This is a genomic window from Escherichia coli, from assembly GCF_036503815.1.
Classification (GTDB): domain Bacteria; phylum Pseudomonadota; class Gammaproteobacteria; order Enterobacterales; family Enterobacteriaceae; genus Escherichia; species Escherichia coli_F.
In genome coordinates, this window is record NZ_AP027764.1 from 4,065,244 (window position 1) to 4,078,060 (window position 12,817).

General features: G+C 52.0%; 13 protein-coding genes. 1 reads left to right on the forward strand and 12 read right to left on the reverse strand.

Going from position 1 to position 12,817, the window contains the following annotated elements; translation table 11 throughout:
- The 11 genes from mraY to ilvI all read right to left on the reverse strand — a co-directional run bounded on the left by mraY (position 1) and on the right by ilvI (position 11,454).
- Positions 1-1,083 carry a phospho-N-acetylmuramoyl-pentapeptide-transferase gene (mraY, locus tag AABJ99_RS19435; RefSeq protein ID WP_000964122.1) on the reverse strand — a complete coding sequence of 361 codons (1,083 nt, stop codon included), beginning with the start codon at positions 1,081-1,083 and terminating at the stop codon, positions 1-3.
- Positions 1,077-2,435 carry a UDP-N-acetylmuramoyl-tripeptide--D-alanyl-D-alanine ligase gene (murF, locus tag AABJ99_RS19440; protein WP_039021821.1) on the reverse strand — a complete coding sequence of 453 codons (1,359 nt, stop codon included), beginning with the start codon at positions 2,433-2,435 and terminating at the stop codon, positions 1,077-1,079. Before murF ends, mraY begins: the two co-directional genes overlap by 7 nt.
- Positions 2,432-3,919, reverse strand: a complete 1,488-nt coding sequence (gene murE / locus AABJ99_RS19445; RefSeq protein ID WP_039021820.1) for a UDP-N-acetylmuramoyl-L-alanyl-D-glutamate--2,6-diaminopimelate ligase — start codon at positions 3,917-3,919, stop codon at positions 2,432-2,434. Before murE ends, murF begins: the two co-directional genes overlap by 4 nt.
- Complete coding sequence (gene ftsI / locus AABJ99_RS19450; protein WP_000642212.1) at positions 3,906-5,672, reverse strand: peptidoglycan glycosyltransferase FtsI; 1,767 nt, start codon at positions 5,670-5,672, stop codon at positions 3,906-3,908. The genes murE and ftsI overlap by 14 nt, the downstream gene beginning before the upstream one ends.
- A 15-nt stretch (positions 5,673-5,687) precedes the next feature.
- Entirely contained in the window at positions 5,688-6,053 is a 366-nt protein-coding gene (gene ftsL / locus AABJ99_RS19455; RefSeq protein ID WP_000625658.1) for a cell division protein FtsL, read from the reverse strand.
- On the reverse strand, positions 6,050-6,991 hold the full coding sequence (rsmH, locus tag AABJ99_RS19460) for a 16S rRNA (cytosine(1402)-N(4))-methyltransferase RsmH (RefSeq protein ID WP_000970479.1): 942 nt from the start codon (positions 6,989-6,991) through the stop codon (positions 6,050-6,052). The genes ftsL and rsmH overlap by 4 nt, the downstream gene beginning before the upstream one ends.
- Position 6,992: 1 nt before the next feature.
- The gene (mraZ, locus tag AABJ99_RS19465; RefSeq protein WP_001295770.1) at positions 6,993-7,451 is read right to left on the reverse strand and encodes a division/cell wall cluster transcriptional repressor MraZ; all 459 of its coding nucleotides are present in this window, start codon (positions 7,449-7,451) and stop codon (positions 6,993-6,995) included.
- 600 nt (positions 7,452-8,051) lie between these two features.
- Positions 8,052-9,056 (reverse strand): catabolite repressor/activator, encoded by a 1,005-nt coding sequence (cra, locus tag AABJ99_RS19470; RefSeq protein WP_000762400.1) that lies wholly within the window; start codon positions 9,054-9,056, stop codon positions 8,052-8,054.
- Positions 9,057-9,137: 81 nt separating this feature from the next.
- Positions 9,138-9,224, reverse strand: a complete 87-nt coding sequence (locus AABJ99_RS19475; protein ID WP_032160836.1) for a hypothetical protein — start codon at positions 9,222-9,224, stop codon at positions 9,138-9,140.
- A gap of 11 nt (positions 9,225-9,235) precedes the next feature.
- Complete coding sequence (gene ilvN, locus AABJ99_RS19480; protein ID WP_001252744.1) at positions 9,236-9,727, reverse strand: acetolactate synthase small subunit; 492 nt, start codon at positions 9,725-9,727, stop codon at positions 9,236-9,238.
- Positions 9,728-9,729: 2 nt separating this feature from the next.
- Positions 9,730-11,454, reverse strand: coding sequence for an acetolactate synthase 3 large subunit (gene ilvI / locus AABJ99_RS19485; protein WP_000425648.1), 1,725 nt, complete (start codon positions 11,452-11,454; stop codon positions 9,730-9,732).
- A 117-nt stretch (positions 11,455-11,571) separates the two neighbouring features.
- Between ilvI and AABJ99_RS19490 the strand changes: the two genes are divergently transcribed.
- Positions 11,572-11,616, forward strand: coding sequence for a hypothetical protein (locus AABJ99_RS19490; protein ID WP_175565144.1), 45 nt, complete (start codon positions 11,572-11,574; stop codon positions 11,614-11,616).
- Between the two features lie 154 nt (positions 11,617-11,770).
- On the opposite strand, the gene leuO is transcribed toward AABJ99_RS19490, so the two are convergent.
- Entirely contained in the window at positions 11,771-12,715 is a 945-nt protein-coding gene (gene leuO / locus AABJ99_RS19495) for a transcriptional regulator LeuO (RefSeq protein ID WP_001361829.1), read from the reverse strand.
- Positions 12,716-12,817: the final 102 nt, after the last annotated feature.

The window sequence follows — 12,817 nt, forward strand, 5'->3', positions numbered from 1 at the left end:
TTAACGTACCTTCAGCGTTGCCAGACCAATCAGGACCAGCATCAGCGAAATAATCCAGAAACGTACAATGACGCGCGGTTCCGGCCAGCCTTTCAGTTCATAGTGGTGATGAATCGGTGCCATGCGGAAAATACGTTGTCCGCGCAGTTTAAAGGAGCCGACCTGCAAAATAACCGACAGGGTTTCAACGACAAACACGCCGCCCATAATCACCAGCAGGAATTCCTGACGCAGCAGTACGGCGATAATGCCTAACGCACCACCTAACGCCAGCGAACCGACATCGCCCATAAAGACCTGCGCCGGATAGGTGTTAAACCACAGGAAGCCCAGCCCTGCCCCGACTATCGCGGTACAGACAATGACCAGTTCCCCGGCGTGTCGTAGATACGGTATGTGTAAATAGCTGGCAAAGTTCATGTTGCCGGTTGCCCATGCCACCAGCGCAAAACCACCGGCGACGAATACAGTCGGCATAATCGCCAGGCCATCAAGACCATCGGTCAGGTTTACCGCGTTGCCAGTACCCACAATGACGAAGTAAGCCAGCAGAATGTAGAACAGCCCCAGTTGCGGCATCACATCTTTAAAGAACGGAACCACCAGCTGCGTTGCGGGCGTGTCTTTGCCGGCAAGGTACAGCGCGAAGGCAACACCCAGCGCAATGACCGACATCCAGAAATACTTCCAACGAGCGATCAACCCCTTGGTGTCTTTACGCACCACTTTGCGATAGTCATCAACAAAGCCAATGATGCCGTAACCTACCAGCACCACCAGTACGCACCAGACGTACGGATTGGATGGATAAGCCCACAGCAGCACGGAGATCACAATCGCTGTCAGGATCATAATCCCGCCCATGGTCGGCGTACCGCGCTTGCTGAAGTGTGATTCAGGACCGTCGTTACGCACTACCTGACCAAAGGAAAGTTTTTGCAAATGAGCAATCATGCGCGGGCCCATCCACAATGAGATGAACAGCGCAGTCAGCAGGCTGACGATGGCGCGAAACGTCAGATAGGAAAAGACGTTAAAGCCGGAATAATATTTGACCAAATGTTCGGCCAGCCAAACTAACATGTCCCATTCTCCTGTAAAGCGCGTACTACCTCTTCCATGGCAGCACTACGTGAACCCTTAACTAAAATCGTAATTACCTGTTGCTCAGCAATCAGTGATTTAAGACGCGCGATAAGCGCAGTTTTATCGGAAAAATGTTCGCCAACGCCGCTGGCGGTGCTGATAGCATGGCTTTGTTTACCCACACTTAACACGCGGTCAATACCCGCCGCCTTCGCCGCTTCGCCCACCTGTACATGGCAGGCCTCGCTTTCAGCGCCCAGTTCCGCCATATCGCCCACCACCAGCACACGGTAGCCCGGCATTTCAGCCAGTACCTGAACAGCGGCGGTCATGGAGCCGACGTTAGCGTTGTAGGAGTCGTCGAGCAGCAACTGATTTTCCGCCAGTTGAATGGGGAACAGACGGCCTGGAACAGCTTTCAGATTTGCCAGCCCCGCTTTAATAGCATCAAGCGTTGCGCCCACGGACATGGAGAGCGCAGCGGCTGCCAGCGCATTCGCAATATTGTGACGCCCCGGCAACGGCAGCAGAACATCGACGCTACCCGTTGGGGTTTGCAGGGTAAATTCCGTACCGTGCGAGGTCACGTGAATATTGGTGGCGGTGAAATCGCTGTTGTTAGCATTCGGTGAGAAGCGCCACACTTTGCGTGAGCCAATCACACTCTGCCAGTTCAGCCAGTCGTTGTTGTCGGCATTCATAATGGCGATACCGTTTTCCGGCAGGCCGCTAAAGATTTCACCTTTCGCTTTCGCGACACCCGCAAGCGAGCCAAAACCTTCCAGATGCGCCGCTGCCAGGTTGTTGACCAGCGCCGCTTCCGGGCGAGTCAGACTCACAGTCCAGGCAATTTCGCCCTGATGGTTCGCGCCAAGTTCAATTACTGCGTAATCGTACTCTGGCGTTAAGCGCAACAGCGTCATCGGTACACCGATGTCGTTGTTGAGATTGCCTGCCGTATAAAGCGTGTTGCCACACTGGCTTAAAATCGCAGCCGTCATCTCTTTAACGGAGGTTTTGCCGGAGGAACCGGTCAGAGCAACCACGCGCGCCGGAACTTGCTGGCGAACCCATGCAGCCAGTTCACCAAACGCCAGACGAGTATCCTTGACGATTACCTGCGGCAGATCGATATCCAGCGGACGGCTAACCAGTAGTGCACCCGCACCGCCAGCTTTCGCCTGGTCAGCAAAATCATGGGCATCGAAACGTTCGCCTTTCAGGGCAACAAACAGGCAGCCCGGCGTCAGTTTTCGCGTGTCAGTGGTTACAGCATCAAGGGTAATATCTGCACCTTGCAGTTCACCGTTGAGAATATCGGTAAGTTGGCTAAGGGTTACGCTAATCATGCAATCACCCCCAGCAGACGCGCTACCGTGACGCGATCGGAGTAGTCCAGACGCTGGTTGCCAACAATCTGATAATCCTCATGGCCTTTGCCCGCGATCAGCACCACATCATTCTCTTTAGCCTGCATAACGGCGCAAGTCACCGCTTCAGCGCGGCCTTCCATCACTTTGGCATGTCCGGCGTCCAGCATTCCCGCCAGGATATCGTTGATGATGGCACGCGGCTCTTCGGTACGCGGGTTATCGTCCGTCACCACCGCCACGTCAGCAAACTCTTCAGCAATTGCTCCCATCAGTGGACGCTTACCTTTATCACGATCGCCACCACAGCCAAAGACGCACCACAGCTTGCCCGCACAGTGCAAACGCGCCGCCTGTAAGGCTTTTTCCAGTGCATCTGGCGTATGCGCGTAATCCACCACTACCGTCGGTTTGCCTGTCGCAGTGAACACTTCCATACGTCCACAAACCGGCTGCAGGCGTGCGGCAGTTTTCAGCAGGCCAGCCAACGGATAGCCCAGCGCCAGCAGCGTCGCCAGCGCCAGCAGCAAGTTGCTGACGTTAAAAGCGCCCATCAGATGGCTTTCAATTTCGCCATCGCCCCAGCTTGAGCTAAAGCGAATAGTCGCACCGCTGTCGTGATAGTTCACTTCAGTCGCTTTCAACCAGCGTCCGTGACAGTTCGGATTGATATGATCTTCCATTGATACTGCAACCGCGTCCGGCAGTTTTGCCAGCCAGCGGCGGCCCACTTCATCGTCGGCGTTAATAATCGCCTGACCGCAATGATGTTCAGAATAAAGCAGCCATTTCGCGGCTTCGTAGTGTTCCATATCACCATGATAATCAAGGTGATCGCGGCTTAAGTTGGTAAAGACCGACGCCGCAAATTTCAATGCCGCCACACGGTGCTGTACCAGTCCGTGGGAGGAAACTTCCATTGCGCAAAAAGTCGCGCCCTGATCCACCAGTCCCGCCAGCTCATGCTGAACATCGACTGCCGAACCGGTGGTATTTTCTGTCGGGATCACTTTTCCTAGCAGGCCGTTACCAACAGTCCCCATTACCGCGCTGGTTTCGCCAAGCAGTTGGCTCCACTGCGCCAGAAGCTGAGTAGTCGTAGTCTTGCCGTTGGTGCCCGTTACGCCCACGAGACGTAAATTGTCAGAGGGTTCATGGTAAAAGCGGCCCGCCAGTGCAGATAAACGCTCGTTGAGCTGGCTGAGATAGATGACTGGTACGCCGTGCATTTCACGGATTTCACCGTCGGTCGCCTCATCTTTCGCCTCTGCAATAATGGCAGCCACACCTTGCGCTATCGCCTGCGGGATATATCGACGCCCGTCCGCCTGATGACCTACTACAGCTACAAAGAGATCGCCCGCCGCAGCCACACGGCTGTCGAGTGTCATCTCTCGCAGTGCTCGCGAAGGTGCGTCTGGCACCCACGGAGCAAGAAGGTCGCGCAAATTACGATCTGCCACCTGTCCCCTCGCCTTGATTAATCACAAATTCATTTTTATCGCCCGTTGTCAGCGCATCCGGCTCGATGTTCATGGTACGCAATACGCCGCCCATGATGGCACCAAAGACCGGCGCGGAAACGGCGCCGCCGTAGTATTTACCCGCCTGCGGATCGTTGATAACAACAACCAGCGCGAAGCGCGGCTGACTCGCAGGCGCAACGCCTGCGGTATAAGCAATATATTTATTGATGTAGCGACCGTCCGGCCCGACCTTTTTCGCGGTACCGGTTTTAATGGCGATACGATAGCCTTTAATCGCCGCCTTCACGCCGCCACCGCCCGGTAGCGCCACGCTTTCCATCATATGCACCACGGTGCGAACAATGGACTCCGGGAAGACGCGTTCACCGGGAACCGGGGGATCAACTTTGGTAATCGACAGCGGGCGATAAATGCCATAGCTGCCGATAGTTGCGTAGACTCGCGCTAACTGTAACGGTGTTACCATTAGCCCGTAGCCGAAAGAGAAGGTGGCCCTCTCTATGTCAGACCACCGTTGTTTTTGAGGATATAAGCCACTGCGTTCTCCGACCAACCCCAAATTGGTCGCTTTTCCCAGTCCAAAACGTGAGTAAGTATCTACTAACGCTGAGGACGGCATCGCTAACGCCAGTTTGGAAACACCGACGTTACTCGACTTCTGTAATACCCCGGTCAGGGTTAATTCGCTGTAGCGTGCCACGTCTTTGATTTCGTGGCCGTTAATTCGATAAGGAACGGTATTCAGTACCGAGTTTTCCCGCACTACGCCACGTTGCAACGCGGTCATCACCACCATCGGTTTAACCGTTGAACCCGGTTCAAACACGTCAGTGATGGTACGGTTACGCATCGCCTCTTTCGGCGTGCCACTCAGATTGTTTGGGTTGTATGACGGGCTGTTAGCCATCGCCAGCACTTCACCGGTGTTGACATCCACCAGCACGGCGCTACCAGATTCAGCTTTGTTAAAGGCCACCGCGTTGTTCAGTTCGCGATAAACCAGCGCCTGCAGGCGTTCATCAATACTCAGCGCCAGGTTGTGCGCCGCCTGGCTGTCGGTGGAAGAGATATCTTCAATTACGCGACCATAGCGGTCTTTACGCACAATGCGCTCACCCGGCTGCCCGGTAAGCCATTTATCGAAACTCTTCTCGACGCCCTCAATCCCCTGACTATCGACGTTAGTAAAGCCGATGAGGTGAGCGGTCACTTCGCCGGATGGATAATAACGTCGAGATTCTTCACGCAGATGAATCCCCGGCAGTTTCAGTTTTTTGATGTACTCTGCCATGTCAGGGTTTACCTGACGCGCCAGATAAATAAAGCGCCCTTTCGGGTTGGCGTTAATGCGGGCTGAAAGCTGATCCAGCGGAATATTGAGTGCGTTAGCCAGCGCCTTCCAGCGATCACCGACGCTGATACCGCCAGCGTCATGCACTTCTTTCGGGTCAGCCCAAATCGCTTTTACCGGCACGCTCACCGCTAACGGGCGACCAGAACGGTCAGTAATCATGCCGCGGGAGGTGGAAACTTGCTGAACGCGAAGAGAACGCATGTCGCCCTCTTTTACCAGCATATCCGGGGAGATAACTTGTAACCACGCTACGCGTCCGAGCAGAAAAGCCAGCGCCAGGAGAATACAGCCGCATAACAACGCAAAACGCCAACTGATAAAGTTGGCATGTTCTTCCTGACGTTTTGGTTTCTGCGTTTTCGCCGCTGCTTTCATGCGTCGCGTTTATCCTTATTTTTGCACTACGATATTTTCTTGTGACGGATCAACATGCTGCATTTGCAGCTTTTCCGTGGCGATCCTTTCCACCCGGCTATGGTCGCCGAGCGCATTCTCTTCAAGGATCAGGTTGCGCCATTCAATGTCTAAAGCATCTCGCTCCAGCACCAGTTGTTCGCGCTGAGCGGTCAGTAAACGGGTATGGTGCGCCGTGGTTACCACGGTCACCGCCGTCAAAATAATGCAAATGAACAGGCAGAGTGGCAGCTTCCCAAATCGCAAAAGATCGTCACCGATAACACCAGGCAATGCATGGCGCTCGTGGCTTCCCATCGATCCTTTAACTTTGCTTAGAGCTTCTGTCACTCTGCTGATCATGCGTTCGTCCTCTCTGCAATACGCAGAACTGAACTACGGGCACGAGGGTTCTCAGCCACCTCTTCTTCGCCCGGCATTAACTTGCCTAGTGCTCGCAGCTGACGGCCACCCAGTTTTTTGAGCTGCTCTTCAGTCATCGGTAACCCTGCCGGAACTTGCGGACCACGGCTGTTTTCACGCATAAAGCGCTTCACAATGCGGTCTTCCAGCGAGTGGAAGCTGATGATCGAGAGCCGCCCCCCCGGGGCCAGCACGTTGAGCGAGCTTTTTAGCGCCTGCTCTATCTCCTCCAGTTCACTGTTTACCCAAATGCGCACCGCCTGGAAGGTACGGGTCGCGGGATGTTTAAACTTATCTTTCACCGGCGTTGCGGCAGCCACGACTTCCGCCAGTTCTTTGGTGCGGGTCATCGGCTGTTCGCGGTTTCGCTCGACAATGGCGCGGGCAATGCGTTTGGCAAAACGCTCTTCGCCGTAGGTTTTCAATACCCAGGCGATATCAGCTTCTTCTGCGGTTTGCAGCCATTCAGCGGCTGACTGCCCACGGGTTGGGTCCATACGCATGTCCAGCGGGCCATCGCGCATAAAGGAAAAGCCGCGTTCTGCATCATCAAGTTGCGGTGAAGAAACACCAAGATCGAGGAGAATGCCGTCGATCTTGCCGATAAGATCGCGCTCGGCAACGTATTCGCCCAGCGCGGAGAAAGGTCCGTGGATGATGGAGAAGCGCGGATCATCAATAGTCTTCGCAACGGCGATAGCCTGCGGGTCGCGATCGATCGCCAGCAAACGCCCCTCTTCGCCAAGCTGCGAGAGGATCAGACGTGAGTGACCACCGCGACCAAAAGTCCCATCAATGTAGATGCCATCAGGACGGATATTGAGGCCATTAACGGCTTCATCCAGCAGCACCGTAGTATGTTTATAGTTTTCCATCATTTTATAGAGACAAGTCCTGCAGTCGCTCCGATAAGTCTCCAGTAGCCAACTGCTCTGCGTCGATATCTTCCTTGACCTGTTGATGCCAGGTTGTTTCATCCCACAGCTCAAACTTGTTGAACTGTCCAACCAGCATCACTTCTTTTGTCAGACCGGCATGTTGCCGCAGTACTGGCGCGATTAACAATCGACCGGCGCCATCCATCTGACATTCGCTGGCATGACCTAACAGAAGGCGCTGCACACGGCGCTCAACCGGGTTCATGCTCGACAGACGCGATAATTTTTGCTCGATAATTTCCCATTCAGGCAGGGGGTAAAGCAGCAGGCACGGGTGATGAATGTCAATGGTGCAAACCATTTGACCGGCAGCGTTCTCAAGCAGCTGTTCCCGATAACGGGTAGGCACTGATAAGCGCCCTTTGCTGTCGAGATTGACTAACGTTGCTCCCCGGAACATGCCAGCCTCACCCCTTATTCCCACTTTGCCCCACAATTTCCCACTGAAAGGAGTTTACGGAGCGGAGGAAAAGCTTGTCAAGCCAGTCACAAGGCATACCGAGGTAAAAAACCCGATGTTTACGGCTAATATCAGCGTTGTTTATTTTACGTCCAACGTGCGAAGCAAATTAACGTTATGAATAGCTGTAAGAAAAAATCCCTCATCGTCATCACCGTTTTAAAATGACTAACTATTTTCCACAGCAAATATAAAGTGTCAGTTTGCGACGCGAGCGGCATTTTAGGACATATCTTCCCCGGTTAACAGTCCCTGTTGCGTCTGTGTGGCGCTTGATGCCAGCAGGTTTGCGCAAAAGCAAAGAAAAGTGTTTGTTAAATCGGCAATTCATCTCTGCATGTAACAAAATAATGCAAAAACGCTCTGTCAATATTGCTTAATTATTGTGAATTTCAGCAGGTGAGTTAATTAATGGGCGGGTTTAAAAGCATTTATCAATAATAGCCAGGAATAGTCTTATTTACTTTAAGGATATTGATGTCCATTCCCGTACTCGACGCGCCAATGAGAAATTCACTGGCGCGTATTTTTGTTCGCGGCTTAGTTACGGCTGAGCACGCCGCGGCGATAGAGATTACGTTTAATGCGCGTTAACCCAGGTTTTGGCTTACGCGGTTCGTCCAGGCTTGCCAGGACAATTTCCAGCACACGCTCTGCGACATCGCGGTGACGTTGAGCCACTGCCAGCACCGGGCACTGTAAGAAGTCGAGCAGTTCGTTATCGCCAAAGGTGGCAATTGCCAGGTCAGAAGGCAGTTTGCCATCGCGACGCAGCGTGACATCCATCACCCCTTGCAACAACGCAAACGACGTTGTGAACAGCGCCTGCGGCATCGGATGCGTTTCCAGCCATTTTTCGAATAACTGGGCAGCCGCCTCCCGCTCATAACTGTTGGCATAAAGGAAATGCACTTCGCGCGGATCATCTTTCCAGGCAGTACGGAAACCTTGCTCACGCAAGAAACTCACAGAAAGCTCCGGCAGCGCGCCAAGATAAAGCACCGTCTCGGCGGGAAACTTACGTAACTCTTCCGCCAGCATTTCGGCATCATCCTGATCGGCACCAACCACGCTGGTGAAGTGTTCACGATCGAGGGCGCGATCCAGCGCGACAATCGGGAACGGGTCGTTAGCCCAGCGTTGATAAAAAGGATGCTCTGGTGGCAACGACGTCGAAACAATAATGGCATCAACCTGACGCTGTAGAAGATGCTCAATACAACGCATTTCGTTGTCTGGCTGATCTTCTGAGCAAGCAATCAGCAGTTGATAACCCCGTTGCCGCGCCTGACGTTCAAGATAATTAGCGATGCGGGTATAGCTGGTGTTCTCCAGATCGGGGATCACAAGACCAATAGAACGTGTGCGTCCAGCACGAAGCCCAGCTGCCACGGCGTTCGGGTGGTAATTGTGCTCACGCACCACAGCCATGACTTTTTCAACGGTTTTGTCGCTCACACGGTATTGCTTCGCTTTGCCGTTAATAACATAGCTTGCAGTGGTCCGCGACACTCCCGCCAGCCGAGCGATTTCATCCAGTTTCACAATTGCCCCTTGCGTAAAATGTAAAAACCATAGCCATTGTACTGGTATGGGTTAAATTCATTAACATCTAAGCGCAGAAAATTAACTGCGGCAACTGCTTTTATTCCAGGTTCCCACTGAATTCGCAAAAAAAGCCCAACGTGACATGTTGGGCTGCAAATTGCGCATTGAGATCATTCTCAACGCATTATTTTATCGCCGCGCGAAAGTCCAACTACACCAGAGCGAGCAACTTCCACAATTTTCGCCACATCGCGAATCGATGCTAAAAATGCATCAAGCTTATCGCTGGTGCCTGCCAGTTGGACGGTGTAAAGCGATGGCGTGACATCGATGATTTGCCCACGAAATATTTCCGTATTGCGCTTCACTTCGTCACGTCCGTAGCCGCTGGCCTGAATTTTCACCAGCATAATTTCCCGCTCGACGTGCGCCCCCTGCCCCAACTCGCTCACGCGCAAGACATCGACCAGTTTGTGTAATTGCTTTTCGATCTGCTCAAGCACTTTTTCATCGCCCACGGTCTGGATGGTCATACGCGATAATGTCGGATCATCGGTGGGCGCAACGGTCAGGCTTTCAATGTTGTAGCCACGTTGGGAAAAAAGGCCAATCACGCGGGATAACGCGCCTGATTCATTTTCGAGTAAGACTGATAATATCCGGCGCATAATCAGGTTCTCTCCGTTTTGCTTAACCACATTTCATCCATTCCGCCCCCGCGAATCTGCATCGGGTAGACGTGCTCACTGCCATCGACGGTAACATCAACAAAGACCAGACGATTATTGCGCACCTGTTCCAGCGCCTCGCTAAGTTTGCTTTCCAGCTCTTGCGGATGAGAAATCTGGATCCCAACATGCCCATAGGCTTCCGCCAGACGGACGAAATCGGGTAGCGATTGCATATAAGATTGTGAATGACGGCCGGAATAGATCATGTCCTGCCACTGCTTCACCATCCCCAGATAGCGATTATTGAGATTCACCACCAATACCGGCAACTCGTATTGCAAGGCGGTAGACAGTTCCTGAATGTTCATCTGAATACTGCCGTCACCAGTGACGCAAACCACGGTTTCTTCTGGCAGCGCCATTTTGACACCCAGTGCCGCAGGTAAACCAAACCCCATCGTGCCGAGGCCACCAGAGTTAATCCAGCGACGCGGTTTGTCGAAAGGATAATAAAGTGCGGCGAACATCTGGTGCTGCCCGACATCAGAGGTCACGTAAGCGTCCCCCTTCGTCAGCCGCCAAAGAGTCTCGATAACGGCCTGCGGTTTAATCTTTTCACTGTGAGTGTCATATTTCAGGCACTGACGAGCACGCCACTGTTCAATCTGCTGCCACCAATCGCGGATCTCATCCAGCGGTTGATGGGCGGATTCTTGCGACAGGAGTTCAAGCATTTGTTCAAGGACCTGGCGGGCATCCCCCACAATCGGGATATCAGCAGTCACGGTTTTAGAAATGGAGGTAGGATCAATATCGATATGCAAAACCGTGGCATTTGGGCAGTACTTTGCAAGATTGTTCGTCGTTCGATCATCAAAACGTACCCCGACGGCAAAAATCACATCCGCGTTATGCATCGTCATATTGGCTTCGTAGGTGCCGTGCATTCCCAGCATGCCCAGAGCCTGACGATGCGTTGCCGGAAACGCCCCCAGCCCCATTAGTGAGGAAACAACGGGCAGATTCAACGCCTCCACCGTGTCTTTCAACTGCTGATGGCAGCCCGCCGTGATTGCCCCACCGCCTACATACACAACCGGTTTTTTTGCCGCCACCAGCGTTTGCAGAGCGCGCTTAATTTGCCCTTTATGTCCGGAGGTCGTGGGATTGTAAGACCGCATACTGACCGACTCCGGCCAGACGTAGGGTAATTTGTTCGCAGGATTAAGAATATCTTTCGGTAAATCAACGACCACTGGTCCAGGGCGACCACTTGCCGCCAGCCAAAAAGCCTTTTTCAGCACCTGCGGAATGTCTTCCGTTTGCTTAACCAGAAAACTGTGCTTCACCACTGGGCGGGAAATTCCCACCATGTCGCACTCCTGAAAAGCATCGTAGCCTATCAACGAAGTTGCTACCTGCCCGGAAAGAACAACCAAGGGAATGGAGTCCATATAAGCGGTGGCGATGCCGGTAATCGCATTGGTCGCCCCTGGCCCCGATGTTACCAGCACGACGCCGACTTCCCCGGTCGCGCGTGCCAGACCATCGGCCATATGCACCGCCGCCTGCTCATGACGAACTAATACATGATCGATACCACCCACGGTATGCAATGCATCGTAAATATCAAGGACCGCGCCTCCGGGATAACCGAATACTTGTTTAACGCCCTGATCGATAAGCGATCGGACGACCATCTCGGCTCCAGACAACATCTCCATGGCCTGCCTCACTGTTTAACGGAAAAATGTGTAAAACACATTAACCGCCCGATCTTGCTTAAGCAATTGGTAGCCAGAGACATAAATACGAGGTAATAAGAATAAACAGGAGGAAAGGTGAAAAGAAACGATAAAATCCTCCATTACGGAGGATTAAATTGATAATAAATCGGCTAAATCCCACAACTTACAGCAATTTCTCTATTTTTTTAATTAATCCTAAAATAGTGAACTCACACATTCAGAATAAAATTCTATATTCAATAAAAAATACAGAATAAATCAGTAATCAATATCTGACCTATTCTGCATTCAGTTAGCGTTTGCAAATTGAGACTAATTGCTCTTCCATCCACTGATGGCCTTTGTCGCGCCCGGCAGCTTCATGCCAGGAGAGATAACAGGTTCTGCTATTTTGTTTTAATGGCAGCGGTAATACCTGTAACTCTAAAGATTCAGCGAACTCTTCAGCCAGCCAACGCGGCGCAATAGCGACCAGATGCGTTTGCGACACCACGCTCAGTACACTCATCATTGCCATGCCCTGATACGCGATACTGGCTTGCTTGTCAACCGTGTCATACCACGGTTGACTAAATGACGCGAAACGATCGAGCGAAACTGCCGCATGTTGTTCGTTATAAACATCATGTTTCAGTAACGGGCCTTTAATTGTTGGATGATTTTTGCTGGCTACCAGCACCATTTCATCTTTAAATAATGGCACACTGGTAAATTCAGGACGATGGAAGTCTTCATAACTAATCACAAACTCCGTTTCCTGATAACGCAGTTGATGTTCAGTGTTCTGATTTAATGAAGACTTGAACATAACATGTATATTTGGCGCAGTTTGCTCAATGTGATTATAAATCTGCGAGGTCAGAATGCTGTCTAACGGACTGCAAACACAAAGATGAAATACACGTTCACTGCTCGCGGGTTCAAAACCTGAACCTGGCAATTCATTTTGTACTAATTGCAATGCCTGACGAACTGAACCAAAAAGTTGAAATGCGCGAGCAGTCGGTTGAATGCCACGGCCATAACGAACAAAAAGCTCGTCATTAAACATCACCTTCAGGCGTGCAACCGCGTTACTGACCGCAGGTTGCGACATCCCCAGAACATGAGCGGCACGGGTGATGTTTTGCTCCTGCATCACGGCATCGAAAACGGTTAATAAGTTGAGATCGACCATGCGTAGTTGTGGCTTGCTTAACTCCGCCGTCTCTGGTTGATCTGTTTGTACCTCTGGCATACTTAACTCCACTGTCACACTTAACTCCCTTTCCCTTATTGGAATGCAGAGAAATAATCCTCGAGAATATGATTTATCATGCATATAAAATAAGAAAAAGGA